The sequence below is a fragment of the Ruegeria sp. AD2(2025) genome (assembly GCF_056542385.1).
The window spans coordinates 347,201-371,091 of sequence record NZ_JBQFZS010000001.1 but is presented as its reverse complement, the minus strand read 5'-3'; the positions used below and the strand labels follow the sequence as shown (position 1 = coordinate 371,091).

Below are 23,891 nucleotides of genomic sequence, written 5' to 3'. Positions count from 1 at the left end.
TTTTCTTTTGGGTTTGGCTCAAATATAGCCGCGCCAGCGCAAGACGATGACCGCCAGCGCTGCCAGCGCGATCAGCCCCAAAGCCAGCGAACCCAGAAAGCTGAGAAACCAGCCCAGGCGTCTGTCGGCCAGATTGATCCCGTTCAGATGGGTCTGAACCTCGTCAGACGCTTTCTCAAGCTTCGGCATATCCAGAACCATCCGCAGCTTTGGGTGTTCGGCCATCTGCTCGGCCCGGGCCAGCACCATGGCCTGTTTATAGACCTTGCGCGGTAAGCGCCGCTTGGCGCGCTTGACCGAGGCGATCAGCGTTTTGTCCTTCACCCCAAGCTTTTTGCGCAGCAACCGGATGGTCTGCGAAATCTGCGTCTGGATATCGATTTCCTGCGTCATCTGCGCCTCCTGACGGGGTAATCTAGCCCTCTGCCGCGCAGGCGACAATGGGGCTGGTTGTTCCGCCCGGCGACGCGTATCACAGGGATATGCTGAATACGATCATCCATGGCGACCCGACCGACCACCCGCCCCTGCTGATTGCCCATGGCCTGTATGGCTCGGCCCGGAACTGGGGCGTCATCGCGCGGCGGCTGTCTGACGAAAGACAGGTGATCGCGGTCGACATGCGCAACCATGCCTACAGCTTCTGGAACGATCAGCATGGCTATCCGCAATTGGCGCAGGATTTGGCCGAAGTCATCGACGACGTCGGAGGCCTGGCTGACGTGGTGGGCCATTCCATGGGCGGCAAAGCCTCGATGGTGTTGGCGCTGGAACATGGTGATCTGGTGCGCAAACTTGTCGTCGCGGATATCGCGCCCGTCACCTATGGCCACAGCCAGATGCCGTTCATCGAGGCGATGCGGGCAGTGGATATGTCCCGCGTCCAGCGCCGCTCGGGCGCAGAGGCGCAACTGGCCGATCTAGGCGTCGAAAAATCGCTGCAGAGCTTCTTCACGCAGTCGTTGGATGTTGAAGGCGGGCGCTGGCGGCTGAATCTGGACGTTCTGGCCAGCGAAATGCCCAAGATCATGGGGTTTCCCGAGGTTTCAGGTCATTGGGACGGCCCTACGCTGTTTCTGTCCGGTGCCGCGTCAGACTATGTCCTGCCCGAACACCGCGAGCAGATACGCGCCCTTTTCCCGTCGGCCCGATTCGCGAAAATCCCCGGCGCAGGGCATTGGCTGCACGCCGAAAAACCCCGTGAATTCGAAGCTGCCGTCAGGACCTTCCTGAACGCCTGATCACGCCCCTTGGTAGAGCCGTTTGGCCACCAGCCATGACGCAGGTGCGGCGACAACCGCCCCTGCAATAGCGGCGTAGATAATGGCCATCGCGCTAACCATCCCTGCCGCCAGAACGGCGATCACGGCGGTTCCGGCGAGGGCGGTGGCGATCAAAGAATATAGCATGGCTGCAAGGCGTATCATGGCCGGCTGTCCTGTTTGGTCACACTCGGCGATCACATTACAGGAATCGCATATAACTCGCTTTGACCTGTGTCAGATCAAACTCTTACATCCCCGGATCAACCGGTTCGACGGTATCACCGCCGCCGTTTACCCAATCCGAAAATCCGCCCATGTTGTAGACCTGCTGATAGCCCATGTCCTTCAGCAGCTTTCCGGCAAGCGCTGCCCGGCCACCTGACGCGCAGTGCAGGACAATAACGCGATCCTTGCGCAATTCTGGGTCATAGGATTGCAGGTCAGGGTCAGCCCGGAATTCAAGCATACCGCGCGGGATGTGATGCGACCCCACTGCCCGGCCCGTCTTTTCCAGCTCGGGCGCGTCCCGGATATCCAGCAGCAGCGCCCCCTGCGCCAGAAGCTCCTGCGCCCTGCCCGCGTCAATACGTTCGACCACGGCATTGGCGGCCTCCATCATCTCTTTGACTGTCAAAGCCATCCGCGCACCCTCCTGCAGATCGAATCTGCAAGAGGGTAACATGCGAAATTTGGAAGATGTAGCAGTTAACGTATGCGGCCCGTCACACTAATGTTCCCGGAACGCGCGTGACATGCTGTCGACCACAGGCTTGGCGATATAGGCCGCGAATGTGCGCTCTTCGGTCTGGATCATGATCTCGGCAGGCATGCCGGGCGTTGGCACGAAACCCCGCACTCGGTTCATCTCATCCGTGGTCAGTGAGATACGTGCCAGATAGACCTCTTGCGGCATACCGGCGGAATCTTCGACCAGCGAGTCAGCCGAGACATAGAACACCTCACCCTCAAGCACCGGGGTCGTGCGCTGGTTCAGCGCCACCAGACGTACCGTTGCAATCTGACCGGTCACGACGCTGTCGATCTCGGTGCGCGGGATTTGTGCCTCGATGATCAGCGGCGCATCGGCCGGCAGAATCTCGGCGATTTGCTCACCGGTTTCAATCACACCACCCGGCGTGTGGTGATGCAGGCGCACCACAGTGCCGGTGACAGGCGCGCGCACGACGGCGCGATCCAGAACGCTGCGGGCCTGACGGGCCTTTTCACGGACACTCTCCAGATCGGCCTCGATTACGCCAAGTTCGTCCAAAGCGGCTTCACGATACGCGGACCGGGTGCGCAGGATCTGTTCTTCGTATTTCAGCAACATCTGGTTGACCTCGGCCGTTTCGGCCTGCAGTCGGGCCAACTGACCCTCGGCCTCGGCCTGCACCCGGCGGATCGTGTTTAGATCGCCTTTGCGCACCAGACCCTTCTCGAACAGCGCATTCTTGGTGTCGTATTCCTCCTGCAGGATGTCCGAGCGACGCTGCATGCTGGTCAGTTGCGCCTCGAACCCCGTGGCGCGGATTCTCAGCGCCTCCATGTTCCGCTGCAGCAGGGCGATGTCGTTCAGCAGCGTCTTGCGCGATACGTCAAAGCTCAGTTTCTGGTTATCGAGGATGGTCATCACCTCGACATCATCAGAGGCATCCAGCAATGCCGCCGAGAACACCAGCTGTTCCTTTTCACTGTGCTCGGCCAGCAGCCGTTCGGTCATGGCCTGAAGGCGAATCTTGCGGATGAACAGTTCACGCTCGTTGGCCTCGGCCGAGGTCTGGTCCAGTGTCATCATGATCTGACCGGCCTGAACCGCCTCACCTTCCGCGACGAGGATGTTTTCGATGATCCCGCCCTCAAGGTGCTGCACGATCTTGTTGCGGCCGGTGGCGACAAAGCTACCCTGCGCGATGACCGCCGCCGCCAGCGGGGCGCGGAAGGACCAGACGCCGAAGCCGCCAAAACAGACGATCAGCATGACCAGACCGATCACGATGAACTTGGTGATCGAGCGCGGAACCTCGGCATACCACAGGCCGGGATCATCCTTGTGTACTACAAGCTCGTTCATGGCTTATCCCCCATTGCCCTGAATTTCAGGCGGCTGCTGTCGCGGGCCGTTCAGTTGCTGCAGGACCTGTTCGCGCTGCCCGAACAGCGCCACGCGCCCGTCGGTCAGCAGCATGATTTTGTCGACCACATTCAGCAGGGTCGGCTTTTGCGTGATCACGACCACGGTGATTTTGCTTTCCTTGGCCTGCTCGATCGCCCGTGCCAGCGCCTTGTCGCCCGCCACATCAAGGTTCGAGTTCGGCTCATCCAGAACCACCATCCGCGGGTTGCCAAAGAAGGCGCGCGCCAGCGCGATGCGCTGTTTCTGGCCGCCCGACAGCGGTGAACCATCTGCGGCCACCACCGTCTCATACCCCTGCGGGAGTGTCGCGATCATGTTGTGGACGTCGGCCAGAACAGCAGCGTCATGGATTTGCTCGTCGGTCGCATCCGCACGCATCCGGCCGATATTGTCCTTGATCGTACCGGGGAACAGCTGCACGTCCTGCGGCAGGTATCCGATGCTTTCACCAAACTGGCGCGGGTCCCAGTTGCGGATGTCCATCAGGTCCAGCCGCACGCTGCCCGAGGTTGGCAGGATCGAACCCACCAGCGTTTTGCCCAGCGTCGTCTTGCCCGCACCGGAATTGCCGATGATGGCCAGCGTCTCGCCGGGGTTCAGGGCAAAGGTGATCCCGTTCAACACCACCCGCTTGGTGCCGCCGGGCACGTAAAGCAGGCGTTCCACATCCAACCGCCCTTCGGGGCGCGGCAGGCGCAGTTTCTCGTATTGCAGAGCCGAGCTCGACAGCAACGCCTTAATCCGGCCAAAAGCTCCACGGGTCAGCAGGAAGGTGTTCCACCCCTCGATCGATCCTTCGATCGGGGCAAAAGCACGACCCGCGATGATCGAGGCCGCGATGACCATGCCACCGGTGATCTCGCCCTGCAGGGCCAGATAGGCGCCCCAACCCAGAATGCCGATCTGGGTCAGCAGACGCACGGCGCGAGAGATGGCGGCGAAGATCACGTTGCGATCCTGCGCCTTGACCTGCCATGTCAGCGATTGTGCGGTATCACGGCCCCAGATGCGCACCGCCTCAGGGATCATCGCCAATGCGTTGATGATCTGGCTGTTGCGTGACATCGAATCCAGATGCTGGTTGGCCAGCGACTGAGCCTGATTGGCCTTGGCAAAGGGTTTGGCGGTGAGTTTCTGGTTGACCAGCGCGATCACCATCAGGATCAGCGCGGTGGTCACAACGATCATGCCCAGCTGCGGATGCACCAGAAAGATCATCAGGATGAACAGCGGTGCAAAAGGCACATCGAGGAAGGAAATCAGCGTGCCCGAGACCAGAAAGCCCCGCACCTGCTGCAAATCGCCCAGCGTCTGATACTCGCGCCCGTTGCCGTGCAGCGAGGCATGGGCCGCCGCGCTCAGCACCGGGGCACCCAGACGGGCTGCCACCTCGACCGCCGTGCGCATCAGCATAAAGCGGCGCACCGCGTCGAAGGCAGCCTGAAAGATCACCGCGCCCGCAACAATTGCGGTCAGCATGATCAGCGTATCCAGCGAGCGGCTGGTCAGCACCCGGTCGCTGATCTGGAACAGATAGATCGGAATAGCCAGGATCAGAATATTGGTGGCACAGGTCAGCACCAGCACGAAGGCCAGATTGTGCCAGATCGCACGCAGCGAGGTGCGCAGCGTTTTCTGAAAATCCTCGGGTGGGGTGCGTTTGTGGAAGGTTTGGGGTGGCCCCTTGCCGTCGCCGCCGCCCGTCCCCGAGCGCATTAACGGTTCGTTCGCCTTGGCCTCGATCGTGGTGCCCATGCGGTCTTTGCCGCCAGCCGGCGCAGAGGGGGTCATGCGCGCAGTCGACTGGGCGGCGCATTCACGATCCGGGGTCTCAGCATCGGCCACCCCATTGTCGCTGCCCGCCGGATCCTGATCTTGCGCGGGCCGCGACGACGCGCGCCGAAGGGGAGAGCCAGCGCGCGGTTGTGACGTGGGATCTGTCTGCTGTGCGTGCCTCTGGCCGGTATAGTCCGGTTTCGGTTGTTCTTGGGGGGCCGTTGTCTGCGACTCCCGGTCCTTTTGGCCTTTCTCTGCCTCTTCATCAGCCAACGCGGCCGCTACGGGGCTGGGCTGAGAGTTCGGCAAGCGCATCTCCTTGGTCAAACGCAGCCGTGACAATAGCGCGGCGGCATCATCCTGTTTGGGTCTCACTCCCTGATCTTTGTCGTTCAGGGGCAAGGGACGCCCGCCTCCATGCCGGTCCAGCGGGCTGGCAAAGCGGGTTCGGCGCGACGAAAAAACGATCGACATAAATTAACCCTCGGGTCACTCGTAACATACAGGAAAATCAGGCCAGCATGGTTTGTAGGCCGTCAGAGGCACTCATCGCTTCGCTTGGTGTTAAGTCGTTGCCAGCCGGACCAATGCCATTCGCGTGATCGGGCATTCCGATCTCGTCCATCAGGGCTGCAATCGCCTCGTTGGTCATCTCGGCGATCTCTTCGTTGGTCGGCATATCGATCAGGCTGGCCTGATGCAGCAGCAGATCCGAATAAGACCCGTCCTGCGCCATGACGACCGAGTCCACACCGGCCTTGGTCACGTTTGCCGCATTCAGCAGCGCATTGCTGCCCGCGATCACCTCGGTCTCGTCCGCGTGCGGGCCGTGCAGGTGAACATCGTCCTGATCGGCGAGTATCGTCGATTGCTCGACCACATTCACCTGAAGCAAAGACCCATCAACCTTCAGAACGCGCATCTGCTCCATACCCGCAAACATGGGATCGTTCATCAGCGCATCTTCCAGCGCCTCCATGTCCGATTCACCCAGCGCCATGGCCTCGGCCATCGGTGCCTGCATGGCTTCGTGCGTATCCTCGCCTTCCTTGGTCAGAGACACCTGATTCATCACCAGATTCTCGTCCGACCCGTCAAGCGATTCATGCAGGCCACCGGTCACGATGTCATCATCCAGCAGGACCAACGTCTGCATGAAGGTATCAACGGTGATCATGTCTCCGTCGATCATCACCAGATCATAGTAACTGCCCAATTGCAGAATACTGGTGACATCCACCATTTCGTTATCGCCCAGCGCATAAAGCGTGGTCGACGCCGAAATCTCGGTTTCGATATGGTCGATATCGGTGGCGTCGATGGTCTGTTTGACGAAATTCGCCACGATCAGGTCGCCATGAATCCAGTCGACATGCACAAGACCCGGCGCATCCTCGCCGCCCTCGCCGATCCAATGGGCGGCATTTCCTTCGACCTCGATCGATGAGGACTGAACCACGTTGGTGCCCGAACCGCCATGGGTGCCTTCATCCATGTCCGACACAACCGCGACCTGACTGACCATGGTCAGCTCGATCGACTTGCCGCCAACCGCGATATAGGGGGCATCAACCCAGGCAACGGTCGCTGCCACTTCGTTGATTGCCAGATTGCCGCCGGCGATTACCGTGTGGCCATCTGCATATTCGGGGCCATCGTCCTGATCCCATTCCGCGGGCAGCGGGTCGGGGCCGGCCTCTTCGTCGTCTTCTTCCTCGGTCTGATGATGTTCCGGAAGAAGATCGTCCCAGACCGGAGCTTCATGCACATACTCACCATTGACGATCACGCCCGTCGCGTCCTCGCCGTGAAACTGGTAAACGGTTGCGCCTTCGACCTCGACCTGGATCGGGACGAGCATCTCTTGGGCCATTGCCTCGACATATTCGACCGACAGGTAGTCCGAGATATTGAAGGACGGGGCCGACAGCCCATGCATCGAGGTCGCAACCTGCGCCGCCGCCTCGGCCTGTGCCATCAGTTGACCGGTATCGCGGAAGTCGCCTTCGCCGACCACATCATTGTCACGCAGATAGATCGACTGGAACGTATAGGTCACAGCCGATCCGATCAGTTCGGTTACAATCTGGGGTTCAAGGATAATTACATTCTGGGCGGCCTCTGCCAGATCACCATCAGGCAGCGGCGGACCAAGGGCCGGAGGCGGCCCAAGTGCGACGACCGTCGGAATAGGCGGACCGTCGGGTGCGGGTGGAAGTCCAGGAGTGGCGGGGGGGGTGTCAAACAGATAAGATAGCGGACCGTACTTGCCGGGATCCAGGTCCAGATCGGCCTTGATCTGGATCTTGGTGGGATCTTCCAGTTCGTCCAGTTCCGCCTTGCGCCGCATGGCGGTGAACTCTTCGTACTGATCCCTCAGCCGGGCTTGCTCAATCGTAAGATCAAAGGTTCCAATAAAGTGTGCAATCTTTTCGGTAACACTATCGAATGACATTTCGATGATCCCTTACCCCCTTACCGGCCAGAAATTTCCGGTTCGGGATTTGCTGGGCCGGGGCCACTGGATCGCGGCCCCGGCGTTTTCATTGGAACGGGGGCCGCTAATTCGGCCCCCGAGAGGTTGACTTATACGTCGGTGTCGTCGCTCGAGTAGGACGAGGTCATCGAACCACCAACCATGGTCGTATCGACCGAGTTACCAAGCACGTTGGCACCCATGACGATCGACTGATTGAAGGCCGAAGTATCGACCACAGCGGCTGCCGAGGCATAGGACTCGCCGTTGACGATACCGTCGCCACCGTTGTCCGAACCCCAGGTACCGGCGTTCCCGCCTGCACCGCCTGCGCCAGAGTTGGCACCCGATGCTTCACCGCCGGTGTTCATCGCACCATTGGTTTCGCCACCGGTCGAGCTGCCCATGACCGCGCCGCTGGTTCCACCAGCCGCGGTTCCGGCACCACCGGCACCACCTGCACCGGACATCGCCGAGCCCGTCGCGCTGCCAGTTCCGGTCGAGGTCGCGTCGTTATCCGACGCCGCCGCACCACCGTAACCTGCAATCGCTTCGGCCAGGCTGTCAGCCGATCCGTCGGTTTCCGCAGTTGACCAGACCTGGCCCGCACCACCGGCACCTGCCGTGTTGGTCGCATCCACTGAACCCGCGCCGCTTCCGGCCGAACTGGACGTCGGCGAGGTCGTACCACCTGCACCACCGGTACCGTCAGCAGTACCCGAACCCGAACCCGCGCCCGAAGCCGCGCCGTTGGTCGAGTTGCTGCCGCCCATTCCACCGGAACCATCGGTGTCCTGGTCGTTGTTGGTCGTACCGTTGATGTCGCCGGATGTCTGATCGACATCAGCTGCACCAGCTGTCTGGTCTCCAACGCCCTGTGCTGCAGCATCGGTGTCGACGAAGCCGCCACCGGCACCACCGGAGCCGCTGCCGCCAGTACCCGTACCACCGGTACCCGTACCGCCAGTACCTGTGCCACCTGTACCGGTGCCACCAGTACCCATGCCGCCAGAGCCCATGCCGCCAGTACCTGCGCCACCGGTTCCGCCGTCGCCGCCGTCACCGTTCGCATTACCGCCGCCACCTTCTTCGGCAACTTCCTCTTCTTCCTCAACCGGGTCCAGTCTCAGGAACGGGAAGCCAGCTTCTTCGGTACCGGTGTTGCCACCGATTCCGTCGCCGCCATCGGCGCTACCGCCCGAGCCGCTGCCACCAGAGCCGCTGCCACCAGAGCCGCTGCCACCAGAGCCGCTGCCACCAGAGCCGCTGCCGCCCGAGCCGCTGCCACCGGAACCGCTACCGCCGGAACCGCTGCCACCATCGGCATCATTGGCACCCAGCGCGCCTGCGCCGGCCAGACCCAGACCCAGATTGGTGCCACCGGTCGTGCCATCTGCCTGGTTGCCGCCAGAGCTGGTGTTGTCCGACGAACCGGTGTTGTCCGCATCGCCGTCACCGCCATTGGCGTTGCCAGTTGACGCGTCAGTACCGGCCAGGCCAAGACCTGCCCCCAGCGCGCCCGAAGCCTGGCTACCGCCATTGGCGTCGCCATTAGCATTCGACCCTGACAGACCAAGACCAAGACCAAGACCAAACGATCCTGCGTCTCCGCCTTCACCGCCGGTGCCCGTGCCGCTTGCACTGGACGAGCCCGTGTTGCTTGCGCTCGACGAACCAGACGCGTTACCGCCATTACCGCCGGTGTTGTCACCGTCAGCATGTGCGCCTGACAGTCCCATGCCGAAGCTTGAGTTACTCGCAGCACCCGAGGCCGCTCCGCCACCGCCGTTCGCCGCGGCGTCCGCGCTGCCAGAATGTCCGCCAAATGCCAGCGAGGTGCTGCCATGAGTCGATCCTGATGCGGCACCGCCATGGCTGGTTCCGCCATTGCCCGAGGCACCGCCGTCCGTATTGACGTCAATACCGTCTTCTGCGTAGGCGTGACCGCCATTCGCATCACCGCTCTGCGAGAAGCTACCGCTATTCGAAACGGTCGCGCCGTTCAGCGTGTCACCGTCGTTCAGGCTGGCATACTGGCTGTTGATTGAGGCAAAGTCGTTGCCGGGGCCATCCAGTGAGATATCGATGTTGATATCGTCGCCCGGATCGTAGTCCAGATCGTCGCCAGCGGTGATCACGTCACCAACATCGCCATCAACATCGTTGATATCGACGTCAACCTTGTCGTTGTCGCGCGGTACCCATTCACCTTCACCAAAGTCGAAATTCACGGTGTTGGTGTTCGAGTTGTCGTTGGTGTTGCTGTCATCACCACCATTGGTGTTGCTGTCATTGCTGTTGTTGATGTTGCGGTCATCGCCACCGTTGGTGTTGCTGTCGTCGCCGCCATTGGTGTTGCTGTCGTTACCGCCGTTGGTGTTCGAGTTGTCACCCTGCTGCTGCTGTTGCTGCTGTTGCTGCGCGTTGATGTCCTCAACGTCCAGAACGACCTCTTCTTCCAACTCGGGTGCGTCTACGACAGGATCCTGATCATCGATAACTTCTTGAACGTCAGTGATAGGAGCATTTCTGCGTACCATAATAAATTCCACTTTTACTGAAGCACCGGACCGCCATTCATCTACAAAGCGGTGACAGGCGCGGTTAAAAACAGATTTTACGCACAAAGCGTCTAAACGGACGCTTATGCGGCAGTTCTCGTCTTCTGTCTGGTCAGCCCCCCTTTCTCGGCTTAGCCGATTCCATGACCACAGAAATTTCGCCGAAATACGCGGGCTGCGGTCATGTCAGGTTCAAGATCACTTCGCCAATTGAAGCAGGATCATGGTTGCAGCGATGCGGGGGTGTGCATAGCTGGCCGAAAGCATTAAATGTGGCAACTCTTTGTTAAAAAGTGGGTTTTTTCAATAATTGCCTTAAGGTTGGGCTGAACGATCAAAAAACGCACCCACCTCAATTTGATAACTTTTTAGCTTAATGATTTCATAATCTTACAAGACATCATAATTCTATAGACCTAACCGAACGCTCTATAACGCAATGCCCGAATTGTGGCGTTCTATTGCTGAAACACATACTTTCAGCTATGATGGTCTTCTAATTTGATTGATTAAGTTACCGTTTCGCGCCGCCTGCCCCTGTACCGTATTAGGACCTCAGAAGGTGGTGCCAGTATTAGTGAGGAATAGCGACTGTGAATATTCCATTGCAAGACGACGCCCATGGTCAAATTGAATATGCAGAAGAATTGTCGATCATTTTTATTGGCAAGGAATTGTTTTATTCGAACCAGACCCTCAGAACCGTCCAAACCGAATTCGGCGTAGACGCCAAACGTTTCGAAAACCTCGATGCCCTGTTGGCCAAGGCTGATCTGAGCGCCGCGGCAGAGCGCATCATCGTCGTCGACCAGATGATGATCGAGGACCTGCTGAGCCGACCGACCGAATACACCAGCCTGGCGCAGGCCGGTTGTCTGGCTTTCGCCTATCGCAAGCAAAGCTCGGCCCGGTTTCTGTTCGAACACTGGGATCGGGCACAGTTTGGCGATATCGGATATCTGCCAATGAATGTGGCCCCCGACGTCTGGCGCGCAATTCTGCGCCTGCTGATGCATGAGGAACTGCACCTGCCCTGCTTCCTTGCGGACTGCCTGCCCGCAACGCAGACCACCGTGACCGAGGCGACAGAAAAGCGCCCAGCCGTCAGGACCCATTCGCCCGAAAAGTTGATGCTGTACTCCAAGCTGACGCGTCGCGAAAAACAGGTCCTGCGGCTGGTCTCGCAGGGCAAAAGCAACAAGACGATCGCATCCAAGCTGGGCATAACCGAGCACACGGTGAAACTTCACATGCACAACGTCTCGGGCAAGCTTGACGTCAGCAACCGAACCGCCGCGGCCCATTTCTATTTCGAGGTCGCGCCCCCCGAAGCGCGCAGCGCCTCCGTTGGATGAAGCCTTCGAAACCCGGTTTGACCGGCTCATCCTTCTGGTGGGTCGGCTCAACTATATGTGGACCAACACCGAAAGCCTGCTGATTCACCTGATCGCGGGGCTGACGGGGGCCAACAAGGACGTGGCGGTCATCATCTTCCTGACCCTCAACACCACCCGCGCCCGTATCGACCTTGTCGAGCGCCTGGCCAAGATGGAAGGACGCCCTGCAGCGATCCGGGACCCGATTCTGCAACACACACAGCGGTTGTCGCGGCTTTCGTCGATCCGGAACAAGTACAACCACTGCATCTACTCGTTCGATCAGGAAAGCGGGAACCCCAAAACCATCCTGATGCGGATTGCGGACCGCAAGACAGACATCAAGCTGGGCCGGGAGGACACGGTCGACGAAAAAGCCATGAAAGAGATTGAAGATGTCGTAGCCCAGCTCTCAGCCGCGAACGCGGACATCTGGGCACTTATCAGGCAACTGGATTTCCCGGTCTGATATGATCATCAGAACATTGGTACGGGCGGTGGGACTCGAACCCACACGGCACTAAGGCCTTCGGATTTTAAGTCCGATATGTCTACCATTCCATCACGCCCGCAGCCCTGTCGACGTGGCACAGAAGGCCAGAACCGACAGGATCGGGACACACTTACAGCCAACCCATTCGATTGAAAAGACGCTCGTTCATGTGATCCTGCAGGCCGGACGCGGAAGGCCGCGCTTGACAGTGCGTGTGCATTCCGCTCACGTCGGCGCATCAGGGAAAGGAGCGTGCGATGAAGTTGATCAGCAATCCACATCGGAAAGGATCAAAGCTTGCGGATCAGGCACCCTACCCGTCTACTGATACTGCGGGATTGGGCCGACACCGGCTGTTTTGTCCTGACTTCACCGAAACACCGCTGGTGGAAGCGGCAGCGCTGGCTCCGGTCGCAAAACTCTGGGTCAAGGATGAGCGGCCCCGGATGGGCCTTGGCTCGTTCAAGGCGCTTGGTGCAGCATATGTCATTGCGTGTCAGGCTGATGAGGCTACGGATACCAGCCTCGAGGGGTGCACCTATGTCACCGCCAGCGCAGGCAATCACGGGATGAGCGTGGCCGCAGGTGCGCGCGTGTTCGGGGCCGATGCGGTGGTCTATATCGCCGAGACCGTGCCCGAAAGCTTTGCCGACCGCCTGCGCGCGCAGAATGCGCAGGTTGTGCGCGACGGGATCGACTATGCCGCCAGCATGGAAGCCGCCGCGCAGGCGGCGCAGCAAAACGGCTGGACCCTGCTGTCCGACAGTTCGTGGGAGGGCTATACCGACCTGCCGCATCTGCTGATGGAGGGGTATTTGCAGATGGCCGTGGAAGCGGCGGAACAATGCCCCGAAGTGCCCACCCATATCCTGCTGCAAGCCGGTGTTGGCGGCATGGCCGGAGCGGTGGCCGCCTATGCCCGCAAGGTCTGGGGCGATGCGCCCCGGATCGTGGTGGTCGAACCCGATGCGGCCCCGGCGTTGCAAGCCAGCGTCGAGGCCGGACATTGCGTTTTCGCCGATGGCCCTGACAGCATCATGGGGCGTTTGGATTGCAAGGAACCCTCGCTGATCGCTTTGAACGGGCTGGCGCGCGATGCCGATCTGTTCCTGACGCTCAGCGACGATGAGGTGGCCGCGCAGCTTCCTATGATGGCCGAGGCCGGTCTTGAAACCAGCCCCTCGGGCGGGGCGGGCATTGCGGCGGCGATGAATCCAGCGGCGCGCGCAGCGATGGGGATCGACGCACAATCACGCGTCCTGTGCATGTTGACCGAGCAACCCGCATGAGCGGTTTCGCGCCCGAAGAGTTTCAGGCGCGACTGGACCGCGCGCAACAGCGGATGGCTGAGGCGGGCTTGTCCGCCCTGCTGCTGACCACCGAGCCCGAGATACGTTATTTCACCGGCTATCTGACCCGCTTCTGGGAAAGTCCGACGCGGCCTTGGTTCCTGATCGTGCCCGCCTCGGGCAAGTCGGTGGCAGTGATCCCCTCGATCGGCGCGGCTTTGATGGCGCAGACTTGGGTCGACGATATCCGCACCTGGAGCGCGCCCGCTCTTGAAGATGACGGCGTTAGTCTGCTGGCGGATACGTTGACCGAACTGACCCCGAACGGTGCCGCAATCGGCTGCCCGGACGGGCATGAAACCCATGTGCGGATGCCACTGGCCGACCTGAAGCGCCTACAGACCGGAATTGACACCCGCCGCATCACCGGTGATCACGGCATCCTGCGCGCCCTGCGCATGGTGAAATCCAAGGCCGAGGTCGCCAAGATACGCACCGCCTGCCAGATCGCCGCCCGCGCCTTTGCCCGCGTGCCCGAGATCGCCGCCGCCGGTGTGCCACTGGATCAGGTCTTCCGCCGCTTCCAGATGCTGTGCCTTGAGGAAGGGGCCGACTGGGTGCCCTATCTGGCCGGAGGGGCCGAACAGGGCGGATATACCGACGTGATCTCGCCTGCCACCCAGACGCCGCTACGGCCCGGGGATGTGCTGATGCTGGACACCGGCCTCGTGCGCGACGGGTATTTCTGCGACTACGACCGCAACTGGTCGGTTGGCCCGGCCAGCACGCCGGTGCGGGACGCACATGCCCGGCTGATCGAGGCCTCGGATGCCGCATTCGAACAGGCCCGCCCCGGTGCCACTGTCTTACAGCTGTTTCACACCATGAACGCCATCCTGACCGACGGCGGCGCGGGCACCGACGCCGGGCGGCTGGGCCACGGGCTGGGCATGTCGTTGACCGAGTGGCCCTCGCTCATCCCCGGTGACCATACTGAGTTACAACCGGGGATGGTGCTAACGCTTGAGCCGGGCATCGCGGTGAATGGCAAGATCATGGTGCACGAGGAAAACATCCTGATCACCGAGGGCGCGCCTGAGTTCCTCAGCCCCCGCCTTGGACCCGAGATCGCCGAGATATGACCACGCTGCCCTATACGCTGGACCCGGATGATCCCACCGCCGTGCCGATGGGCCTGATCGTGCTGCAAACGGATGAAACCATCGAGCCCGAGTTCCGCGCTCTGTTCGCCGGTGACAAAAGCCCGCTTTATGTCAGCCGTATCCCGAGCGGCGCGGAAGTCAGCACCGATATGCTGGCCAAGATGGAAACCGCCCTGCCCGCCGCCGCTGATCTGCTGCCCAAGGCGCGGCCCTATCGGGTGGTGGGCTATGGCTGCACCTCGGCCAGTTCGGTGATCGGGTCCGAGCGGGTCGAGCAGATGGTCAAACAGACCTGCGATGTCCAGATTGTCACCAACCCTCTGCGCGCCGCCGCGGCCTGTGCGGCGGATCGCGGTGTGTCGAAATTCGCGCTGCTGTCACCCTATGTGGAAGAGGTGAACACGTCGCTGCGGCGGGCCTTCGCTGCACAGGGTATCTCGATGGATGTGTTCGGCACGTTTGGTGAGGCCGAAGAGGCAAAAGTTGTCCGTATATCAACCGATTCGGTGGTCGAGGCCGCAACCCGGCTGGGTGCCGATTCAGCCGTCGATGCGGTGTTTTTGAGCTGCACGAACCTGCGCACTCTGGCCGCTATCCCTCAGATCGAGGCAAGGATTGGCAAACCGGTTCTGTCGAGCAATCAAAGTCTGGCCTGGCATATGAATCACCTGAACGTGTCGCAAATTTAGGCAAAAGTGACGTTTTAGATAACCCACTCGCTTTACGGGCTTGCGACCATTTGTTAGCCTCGGCATCAATGCACGAGAAGATCAATGAAATCCGGAGCAACCGGATAATCATTTGACGCAACAGGGGGTCTTGTGACCGACAAAAATAACGACGCCGCGTTTGTTGAATTTCAGCGCGTTCAAAAATCTTATGACGGCGAGAATCTCGTCGTTAAAGATCTTAACCTGGCAATGCCAAAGGGCGAATTCCTGACCATGCTCGGGCCGTCCGGATCGGGCAAGACAACCTGCCTGATGATGCTTGCCGGATTCGAAACTGCCACCCATGGCGAGATTCTATTGGATGGCAAACCCATCAACAACATTCCACCGCACAAGCGCGGCATCGGGATGGTGTTCCAGAACTACGCCCTATTCCCGCACATGACGGTGGCCGAGAATCTTTCGTTCCCGCTGGAGGTCCGCAAACTGGACAAATCCACGCGTGAGGAAAAGGTCAAGCGCGCGCTGGACATGGTGCAGATGGGGGCCTTTGGCAACCGCCGCCCGGCGCAGCTTTCGGGCGGGCAGCAACAGCGGATCGCGCTGGCCCGCGCGCTGGTGTTTGAACCGGAACTGGTGCTGATGGACGAACCGCTGGGTGCGCTGGACAAACAGCTGCGCGAGCATATGCAGTTCGAAATCACCCGACTTGCACATGAGCTGGGCATCACCACAGTCTACGTGACCCACGACCAGACCGAAGCGTTGACGATGTCAGACCGTGTGGCGGTGTTCGACGACGGCCGCATTCAGCAGCTGGCCCCGCCGGATCAGCTGTATGAAGAGCCCGAAAACAGCTTCGTCGCGCAGTTCATTGGCGAAAACAACACGCTGGAAGGCGTGGTGAAATCGATCGACGGCGACACCTGTCTGGTGCAGCTGGATGACGGCTCGGAAATCGATGCGGTGCCGATCAACGTGCACAATCCGGGCGAACGCACCAAGGTTTCGATCCGCCCCGAGCGTGTGGAGTTCAATAAAGACCGCCTGCACGCCGATGCGCATACGCTGAAGGCCACGGTGAAAGAGTTCATCTATATGGGTGACGTGTTCCGCTTCCGCATGTCGGTGGCGGGCAATGACGAGTTCATCGTCAAGACGCGGAACGCCCCCGATGCCATCCGCCTGAAACCCGGACAAGAGATCGAGATCGGCTGGCTGGCACAGGATTGTCGCGCGCTTGACGCATAGATCAAACCGCGCGGCACAAGCGCGGTTTTTCTGAGGGACCGGCTGGCGAAAACCCGTGCGCCAGCTGACAAGACAACAAACGGGAAGTACTGGGAGTAACACATGAAACCAACCAAAACCCTGCTGACGGCAGCTGCTCTTGCGACGGCGGCCGGTGGCGTATCCGCCGAAGAGATGACCATCGTCTCGTGGGGCGGCGCCTATTCCAAATCGCAGCTCAAGGCTTACCACGAGCCCTATTCGGAAAAGACCGGCGTCACCATCCTGAACGATGACAGCTCGAACGAGGCCGTGGCCAAGCTGCGCGCGATGAACGAAGCGGGCAACATCACCTGGGACGTGGTCGATGTTGTGGCCTCGGACGCGATTCGTCTTTGCGACGAAGGTCTGGCGATGGAAATCGACTTTGACACTCAACTGGCCCCGGCTCCGGATGGCACACCTGCGTCGGAAGACTTCGGCGAGTTGCTGGTCAGCGACTGCTTTATCCCGCAGATCGTCTATTCGACCACCTTCGGCTATCGCACCGATCTGGTCGGTGACACCCCGCCCAGCGATATCTGCGCCGTGTTCGATCTGGAAACCTATCCCGGCAAGCGTTCGCTGGAGAAGCGCCCGATCAACAACATGGAATGGGCGCTGCTGTGCGACGGCGTGGCCAAAGAGGATGTCTATGACGTTCTGGGCACCGCCGAAGGTCAGGATCAGGCGCTGGCCAAGCTGGACACCATCAAGGACAGCGTTGTCTGGTGGTCTGCCGGAGCGGACACGCCGCAGTTGCTGGCTGACGGCGAAGTCGTGATGGGTTCGACCTATAACGGTCGTCTGTTCAGCGTGATCGAAGAGCAGAAGCAGCCCGTCGCCATGCTGTGGGACGCGCAGGTGTTCGATCTGGACGGCTGGATCATCCCCGCCGGTCTGAGCGACGAGCGCAAGCAGCGCGCGCTGGACTACATCATGTTCGCCACCGACACCCAGCGTCTGGCGGATCAGGCCAAGTACATCTCGTACGGCCCGGCTCGTGCCTCCTCGGCCCCGCTGGTTGGTCAGCACGCAGATCTGGGTATCGACATGGCGCCGCACATGCCGACCGATCCGGAAAACGCCAAGAACACGTTCCTGTATAACTACGAGTTCTGGGCGGACTACCGCGACGACATCGACGCCAAATTCCAGGCGTGGCTGGCGCAATAAGCGTCTGATTTCATGATACAGTCGGGGGCGGTGCACCGCCCCCGAACCAAAGAAAACCCAAGGGGTACCGATGACTGACGCAAGCCAAAACGCCGGACCTATGCTGGCCGCGGACGGAACGCCGCTCAAGCAATCGCTGGCACGTTCGTTGCGGCGGCAAAAGCTGCGCGCGCTGATGCTGGTGGCCCCTCTGCTGCTGTTCGTGCTGTTCTCGTTCATCGTGCCGATTGCAGCGATGCTGTTCCGCTCGGTGGAAAACAGCATTGTGCAGGAAACGCTGCCCCTGACCGTCGAAGCCCTGCAAAGCTGGGATGAAACCAGCGGCGAGCTGCCTGATGAGGCAGTCTACGACGCCTTTGTCCGCGACATGGTGGTCGCCGTTGACAACAAGACACATACCCGGCTGGGCTCGCGTCTGAACTACGAAGAAACCGGCATGTCTTCGATGTTCCGCCGCTCAGGCCGGAAAATGGGCAAGCTGGACCCCGAAACCGATGGACCATTCAAAGATCAGGTGATCGAGATTCACGAGGGTTGGGGAGAGCCGCAGACATGGGCGGTGATCAAGACCCACTCGCCCGCTGTCACCAACGGCTACTTCCTGAACGCGGTCGATATGCGCCGCACGCCCGAAGGCGCGCAATCACAGCCCGAGGACAAGCAGATCCTGATCAAGCTGTTCGGGCGCACGTTGTTCATGTCGCTGGTGATTACCGGGGCCTGTATCCTGTTGGCCTATCCGGTGAGCTACCTGCTTGCGACCCTGCCGATGCGGGTGTCGAACCTACTGATGATCCTTGTCCTGTTGCCCTTCTGGACCTCGCTTCTGGTGCGGACCTCGGCATGGAAGGTGATGTTGCAGCAACAGGGGGTGATCAACGAAACGCTGGTCTGGCTGGGGCTGGTGGCCGATGACGCGAGACTGGTGATCATCAACAACCAGATCGGCACGATCACCGCGATGACCCATATCCTGCTGCCGTTCATGATCCTGCCGATGTATTCGGTGATGCAGACCATTCCGCCATCTTACACCCGAGCCGCGAAGTCCATGGGTGCAACCAACTGGACGACGTTCTGGCGCATCTATTTCCCGCAATCCATTCCGGGCATCGGCGCGGGCTCGATCCTCGTGTTCATTCTGGCGATTGGCTACTACATCACGCCCGAAATCGTCGGCGGCACCAAGGGTGTCTTCATCTCGAACCGGATCGCCTATCACATTTCGTCCTCGCTGAACTGGGGACTGGCCGCGGCATTGGGGACGATCCTTCTGGGCGTCGTACTGCTGCTCTATTGGGTCTACGACAAGATCGTCGGCATTGACAACGTGAAGCTGGGATAATCGACATGGCCGCACTTACTCCGATTTCCCGCAAACCTCTGTCCATGGTCCTGCCAAGCGTCGCGCTGGCAGGGGCCTTCGCCGGCGTCTTCGTCGGAGCGGGCAATGGCTCGGTCTTTCTTGGCATCATCGGCGGGGCCGTCCTGATCGCCGCGCTAGCCTGGCTTTACATCACCGTTCTCAAGAACGAGAAGCTGGCCCGCTGGATCACCATTCTTGGCTTTGGCATCGCAGGTTTTCTGTTCTCCGGCCCAATGGGCGGCGTTCTGGGCCTGCTGGGCGGCTGGTTCTTTTCGTGGTTCATCTATTGGCTGTATGAAGGCCGCTATCGCCGCAAACTGCTGCCCTATCTGACCCCGAAGCAGGTGTTCTATCATTACCTGTTCCGGGTCATCTGCGGTGCGATCTTTGTCTTCCTGATCACACCGATCCTTGTGGTACTGCCGCTGTCGTTCAACGCGCAGGACTTCTTTACCTTCACGCCGGAGATGCTGCGGCTGGACCCCGAGGGGTATTCGCTGAAGCATTACCGTGACTTCTTCACCAACAATGAATGGCAGCGCAGCTTCAAGAACTCGCTGATCATCGCCCCGATTGCGACGGTGATCTCGGTTTCGCTGGGCACGCTGGCGGCCATCGGCCTCAGCCAGAGCCACGTTCCCGGTCGCCGTGCCATCATGGGCATCCTGATTTCGCCCATGATCGTGCCGCTGATCATCTCGGCCACAGGCATGTTCTTTTTCTACAGCGATATCGGCCGCTTCATGGAAGGCACGCTGGGCATGAACAAGAACTTCGTGGGCTATGTGAAAGTGATCCTTGCCCACGCTGTTCTGGGTATCCCCTTCGTCATCATTACCGTGACCGCAACGCTGGTGGGCTTTGACCGCTCGCTTACACGGGCGGCGGCGAATATGGGTGCAGGTCCGGTGCGGACGTTCTTTTCGATCCAGATGCCGCTGATCCTGCCGGGCGTAATCTCAGGCGGACTGTTTGCCTTCATCACCTCTTTTGACGAGGTGGTCGTGGTGCTGTTCGTCGGTTCCGCCAGCCAGAAAACGCTGCCATGGCAGATGTTCACCGGCCTGCGTGAACAGATCAGCCCGACTATTCTGGCCGTGGCGACGATCCTCGTCGTGATCTCGATCGCGCTGCTGACCACGGTGGAACTGCTGCGCCGCCGGTCCGAGCGTCTGCGGGGCCTTTCCCCCGCTTGACGCAAGCGCGCGCCTGATCTAACGATTTAACCGTTCATCCCAGCCGCGATGGCGTCGCGGACGCTCTGGGATGATCGGCTCTCGGACCCCGAGACCGCCTGTCCTGAACGCCGGGACAAGTGGCCGGGTTTGCCGCCCGGCAAAGATGAGAGACCAGACAATGACAAATCGCCCCGAATTCTTCACCTGTCACAATGGCGACAAAGCGCCCCTGCCCTTCAGCAAGGGAGAATATGACCGCCGTCTTAGCAAACTGCGCGCCATCATGGCAGCGCGGGATATTCCCGTGGTCTTGCTGACCTCGATGCAGAACATCGCCTATTACTCGGGCTTCCTCTATTGCTCGTTTGGCCGCCCCTACGGCTGCGTTGTCACGCAGGACGCCTGCACGACCGTTTCGGCCAATATTGATGCGGGCCAGCCCTGGCGCCGCTCGGTCGAGGACAACGTGATCTATACCGATTGGAAGCGCGACAATTATTGGCGCGCGGTGGCCCGCCTGATCGGTGGCGCGAAACGCATCGGTGTTGAGAATGATCACATGACACTGGCCGCCCGCGACACCGCGCTGGCGATGCTGGGTCAGCCCGAGTTGGTCGACATCGCGCCCGACACCATGGCGGCCCGGATGGTGAAATCCGCCGAAGAGATCGAGTTGATCAAAGGTGGTGCCCGCACCGCCGATGTCGGCGGGGCTGCCATCCACGCCGCCATCCGTGAAGGCGCAACCGAGATCGAGATCGCCATGGCCGGTCGCGACGCGATGGAGGCCGAGATTGCCAGCGCTTATCCCGACGCAGAATACCGCGACACTTGGGTCTGGTTCCAATCCGGCCTCAACACCGATGGCGCGCATAACCCAGTCACAAAACGAGCGCTGCAAAAAGGGGATATCCTGTCGCTGAACACCTTCCCGATGATCTCGGGCTATTACACCGCGCTGGAACGCACCCTGTTTCTGGGCGAACCCGACGCCGAAAGCCTACGCATCTGGAAGGCCAACGTCGCCGCGCATGAGCTTGGCCTGAGCCTGATCAACCCCGGCGCGACCTGTTCCGGCATCACCGCCGAGATCAACCGCTTCTTCGAAGATGAGGGCCTGCTGCAATACCGCTCCTTCGGCTATGGCCACTCTTTCGGCGTCCTCAGCCACTACTACGGGCGCGAGGCCGGTCTGGAACTGCGCGAAGACATCGACACCGTGCTGGAACCCGGCATGGTCGTCTCAATCGAGCCGATGCTGTGGATACCCGAAGGCCAAGCCGGTGCGGGCGGATATCGCGAGCACGATATCCTCGTGGTCGGCGAGGACGGAGCCGTGAACATCACCGGCTTCCCCTACGGTCCCGGCCACAACATCATTGGTGCCTAAGAAAGCCCGCAGGATCCAAAGCCAGTCCCTGGCCGCAAGTGGTGCAGGTCGGCGACAACAACGCTCGGGGCGCATTCTCCGCCCCGAGCGCAATCTGGACATTGATCAGCGGCTATGCGCACCGTGAAACATGTCGCTCACGGAAGACCTGAACCAAATCTTAGAAACTGCGCTCCGAACTGACCCCAGCTTTCAGCGGGTTGAAAAGGCCGTGTTGGACAGCTGCATTGGTGACTGCCGGCGATACGCCCTGGAGGGCTCCTCTGTCGAAGCCTTCCTGATGTCTGCGATGCGTCTATTGGCACTTCCAGACAATGGGCACACACGAGTGATCCCCAATGACGCGATTTCGGTGCTGCCCCTGAGGTTCGTGAGCGTGGGGCGTTTCGTGCACGTCATTGGGTCGGCACCGGGGATAACTGCGCCGCGAGGAGAGTTGATAACCGTCAATGGTGCAGCTTTGAGCCAAATAGATGCCACCGCGGAGCAATTCCTTGCAGGAACGCGCCAAAGGAAACGGGTCATCGGGCCGATTCTTCTGGCTTGGCCATACGCTTTGGCACGTTTGGGGTTTTCATCGAACAACGATACGACCGAGTATTGTCTGCGAGACGAAGATGGGCAGATTACCAATCTGAAAATGGCAAATGGAAATACTGTTCCTGCGTCGACGCTCTACCCAAGAAACGAGCATGGCAAAGCCGATCCAGCTTGGGAACCCGAGACCTTCGTGGAAATACAGGACTGGCAGGGGCTTGGGCTATCAATAGCGTTGCCAAGCTTCTTTGATCCGAGCGAAACTGCGCTGTCTAAGGCCATCTCAGATGCGGCAGACCGCGTGCGCGCCTGCTCAAACGAAACACTCCTAATTGATGTTCGCGGCAACACTGGTGGCGACTTTATTCTGACGATGCCTCTGATCGACGCGATTTCACAAAGCGCAAACAAGCAGGTTGTTGTGCTTGTCAATAAATTCACGTTTTCTGCAGCGATCGTGTTTGTAGCCATCCTTAAACATCGTTTGGGAAATAGGCTCAAACTCCTGGGGGAAGAAATGGGGGACGGGTTGACGTTCTTTGCCGAAGGTGGGCTGCTCAAGTTGCCGACGAGCGGAGCAGTCGTTCGATACTCGTCAGCCTATCACGACTGGAAGAATGGAACGACTGACGACACCACACCGCCCGAGATCGCACGGCAAATCATCCCCGCCGGAGCGCTGAACCTGGATCGAGAGTGGGTCGAAAGACCTAGTACCGAAGATGCACAAGGCGCGTTCTATCAACGCGTACTCAAAAGCGTGGGCGAATAGACGAAGGGGGGCAAGCCCCCTACCGCTGGGCTCGTTCGTAAAAGATGAACCCCAGAAAGTTCAGCAACAGCTGCGCCGCCAAGATTTGGGTACTTTCGGTTGGGTCATACGCAGGTGCGACCTCAACCAGATCGATGCCCACAACATCACCGCGCGTGGCTAACCCCTGCAGGATTTCCAGCACATCGTAATAGAGAAACCCACCATGGCTGGGTGTTCCGGTCCCCGCGGCAATCGACGGGCAAAACGCGTCGATATCAATCGTCACATAATACCGCGCGCCCTGTGGGATGCGCGCCAAGACCGCCTCGGTCCCCAACTTGCGCACCTGCCGCACCGACAGGATGTCCGACCCGCGCGCACGGGCGTCCTCATACCCTTCCTTCGCAGTCGACGAGACATTGCGAATGCCGAGCTGCGTCATGCCCGAAACATAGTCCTTCTCGATCGCCCGCCGCATCGGGTTGCCGTGCCCGGCAGTCACCCCGTGACGTTCATCAACAAAATCCAGATGCGCGTCGATCTGAACCACATGGATCGGCCCGTTCTGCGCGCAATCCCCGGCAAATGCGTTGATGCAGGGGATATTGATTGAATGATCCCCGCCAATGGTGACGGGTAAAGCCCCCGCCTGCAGGATCTTCTCGACCCCGAGCTGAATATTGGCATGGCTCTCATCGGTCTTGGTGTGGATGATATCCGCGTCCCCCAGATCAACCATCCGCACCGAGCCATCCAGATATGTTGCGTCATCCTCGTGATCATAGGCCCCCGCGTGACCAAAACTGAACAGCGTCGAAGCCTCACGCACGGCCCGCGGCCCAAAGCGTGCCCCGGGTCGCCATTGAGTGCCAAAATCGAACGGCGCGCCCAGCACAGCGACATCTGCCTCAATCTGATCCCAATCCGCGACGTACGGCGACTTGGCAAAGGTCGAAATCCCGACAAACGGCAGATTCAGCCGTCCCGCTTCATAGCCATGATCCTGCATTCAACCTC

At 60.1% G+C, this 23,891-nt stretch carries 20 protein-coding genes and 1 tRNA gene; 12 read left to right on the top strand and 9 right to left on the bottom strand.

The features are described 5' to 3' along the window. Nucleotides 1–18: 18 nt before the first annotated feature. Nucleotides 19–393, bottom strand: coding sequence for a hypothetical protein (locus ACR1XV_RS01800; protein ID WP_480528565.1), 375 nt, complete (start codon nt 391–393; stop codon nt 19–21). A 47-nt stretch (nt 394–440) separates the two neighbouring features. Here ACR1XV_RS01800 and ACR1XV_RS01795 point away from each other — a divergent pair, with 47 nt between their 5' ends. Beyond that, entirely contained in the window at nt 441–1,241 is an 801-nt protein-coding gene (locus ACR1XV_RS01795) for an alpha/beta fold hydrolase (RefSeq protein WP_480528564.1), read from the top strand. Here ACR1XV_RS01795 and ACR1XV_RS01790 read toward each other — a convergent pair whose 3' ends face one another. From ACR1XV_RS01790 to ACR1XV_RS01765, 6 genes are all read right to left on the bottom strand, one after another. Next, entirely contained in the window at nt 1,242–1,427 is a 186-nt protein-coding gene (locus ACR1XV_RS01790) for a hypothetical protein (RefSeq protein WP_480528563.1), read from the bottom strand. Between the two features lie 85 nt (nt 1,428–1,512). Then, the gene (locus ACR1XV_RS01785; RefSeq protein ID WP_480528562.1) at nt 1,513–1,905 is read right to left on the bottom strand and encodes a rhodanese-like domain-containing protein; all 393 of its coding nucleotides are present in this window, start codon (nt 1,903–1,905) and stop codon (nt 1,513–1,515) included. 87 nt (nt 1,906–1,992) lie between these two features. Continuing rightward, entirely contained in the window at nt 1,993–3,336 is a 1,344-nt protein-coding gene (locus tag ACR1XV_RS01780) for an HlyD family type I secretion periplasmic adaptor subunit (RefSeq protein WP_480528561.1), read from the bottom strand. Between the two features lie 3 nt (nt 3,337–3,339). After that, nucleotides 3,340–5,649 carry a type I secretion system permease/ATPase gene (locus ACR1XV_RS01775; RefSeq protein ID WP_480528560.1) on the bottom strand — a complete coding sequence of 770 codons (2,310 nt, stop codon included), beginning with the start codon at nt 5,647–5,649 and terminating at the stop codon, nt 3,340–3,342. Between the two features lie 37 nt (nt 5,650–5,686). Continuing rightward, nucleotides 5,687–7,630, bottom strand: coding sequence for a type I secretion protein (locus ACR1XV_RS01770; RefSeq protein ID WP_480528559.1), 1,944 nt, complete (start codon nt 7,628–7,630; stop codon nt 5,687–5,689). 131 nt (nt 7,631–7,761) lie between these two features. Then, complete coding sequence (locus tag ACR1XV_RS01765) at nt 7,762–10,191, bottom strand: beta strand repeat-containing protein (protein ID WP_480528558.1); 2,430 nt, start codon at nt 10,189–10,191, stop codon at nt 7,762–7,764. Between the two features lie 614 nt (nt 10,192–10,805). On the opposite strand from ACR1XV_RS01765, the gene ACR1XV_RS01760 reads away from it, so the two are divergent. Together ACR1XV_RS01760 and ACR1XV_RS01755 are read left to right on the top strand one after the other, a co-directional pair. After that, nucleotides 10,806–11,567: a helix-turn-helix transcriptional regulator gene (locus ACR1XV_RS01760; protein WP_480528556.1), complete on the top strand. Its 762-nt coding sequence runs from the start codon at nt 10,806–10,808 to the stop codon at nt 11,565–11,567. Further along, nucleotides 11,560–12,057 carry a hypothetical protein gene (locus tag ACR1XV_RS01755; protein WP_480528555.1) on the top strand — a complete coding sequence of 166 codons (498 nt, stop codon included), beginning with the start codon at nt 11,560–11,562 and terminating at the stop codon, nt 12,055–12,057. The genes ACR1XV_RS01760 and ACR1XV_RS01755 overlap by 8 nt, the downstream gene beginning before the upstream one ends. 17 nt (nt 12,058–12,074) lie before the next feature. Here ACR1XV_RS01755 and ACR1XV_RS01750 read toward each other — a convergent pair. Next, nucleotides 12,075–12,160 (bottom strand) — tRNA-Leu (locus tag ACR1XV_RS01750). A gap of 178 nt (nt 12,161–12,338) precedes the next feature. Between ACR1XV_RS01750 and ACR1XV_RS01745 the strand changes: the two genes are divergently transcribed. From ACR1XV_RS01745 to ACR1XV_RS01705, 9 genes are all read left to right on the top strand, one after another. After that, on the top strand, nt 12,339–13,370 hold the full coding sequence (locus ACR1XV_RS01745; protein ID WP_480528554.1) for a pyridoxal-phosphate dependent enzyme: 1,032 nt from the start codon (nt 12,339–12,341) through the stop codon (nt 13,368–13,370). Continuing rightward, nucleotides 13,367–14,512 carry a M24 family metallopeptidase gene (locus ACR1XV_RS01740; RefSeq protein WP_480528553.1) on the top strand — a complete coding sequence of 382 codons (1,146 nt, stop codon included), beginning with the start codon at nt 13,367–13,369 and terminating at the stop codon, nt 14,510–14,512. Before ACR1XV_RS01745 ends, ACR1XV_RS01740 begins: the two co-directional genes overlap by 4 nt. Next, nucleotides 14,509–15,222: a maleate cis-trans isomerase family protein gene (locus tag ACR1XV_RS01735; protein ID WP_480528552.1), complete on the top strand. Its 714-nt coding sequence runs from the start codon at nt 14,509–14,511 to the stop codon at nt 15,220–15,222. The genes ACR1XV_RS01740 and ACR1XV_RS01735 overlap by 4 nt, the downstream gene beginning before the upstream one ends. 132 nt (nt 15,223–15,354) lie before the next feature. Further along, on the top strand, nt 15,355–16,455 hold the full coding sequence (locus tag ACR1XV_RS01730; protein ID WP_480528551.1) for an ABC transporter ATP-binding protein: 1,101 nt from the start codon (nt 15,355–15,357) through the stop codon (nt 16,453–16,455). A gap of 102 nt (nt 16,456–16,557) precedes the next feature. Continuing rightward, nucleotides 16,558–17,649, top strand: coding sequence for an extracellular solute-binding protein (locus ACR1XV_RS01725; RefSeq protein ID WP_480528550.1), 1,092 nt, complete (start codon nt 16,558–16,560; stop codon nt 17,647–17,649). 70 nt (nt 17,650–17,719) lie between these two features. Further along, nucleotides 17,720–18,994 (top strand): ABC transporter permease, encoded by a 1,275-nt coding sequence (locus ACR1XV_RS01720; RefSeq protein ID WP_480528549.1) that lies wholly within the window; start codon nt 17,720–17,722, stop codon nt 18,992–18,994. Nucleotides 18,995–18,999: 5 nt separating this feature from the next. After that, a complete protein-coding gene (locus ACR1XV_RS01715; protein ID WP_480528548.1) occupies nt 19,000–20,211 on the top strand; it encodes an ABC transporter permease in 1,212 nt (403 codons plus the stop codon). Nucleotides 20,212–20,371: 160 nt separating this feature from the next. Beyond that, nucleotides 20,372–21,583 (top strand): aminopeptidase P family protein, encoded by a 1,212-nt coding sequence (locus ACR1XV_RS01710; RefSeq protein WP_480528547.1) that lies wholly within the window; start codon nt 20,372–20,374, stop codon nt 21,581–21,583. Between the two features lie 130 nt (nt 21,584–21,713). After that, nucleotides 21,714–22,892, top strand: coding sequence for a S41 family peptidase (locus tag ACR1XV_RS01705; RefSeq protein ID WP_480528546.1), 1,179 nt, complete (start codon nt 21,714–21,716; stop codon nt 22,890–22,892). A 19-nt stretch (nt 22,893–22,911) separates the two neighbouring features. Here the strand turns inward: ACR1XV_RS01705 and speB are convergent, their stop codons facing one another. Beyond that, entirely contained in the window at nt 22,912–23,883 is a 972-nt protein-coding gene (gene speB, locus ACR1XV_RS01700; protein WP_480528545.1) for an agmatinase, read from the bottom strand. Nucleotides 23,884–23,891 lie beyond the last annotated feature (8 nt).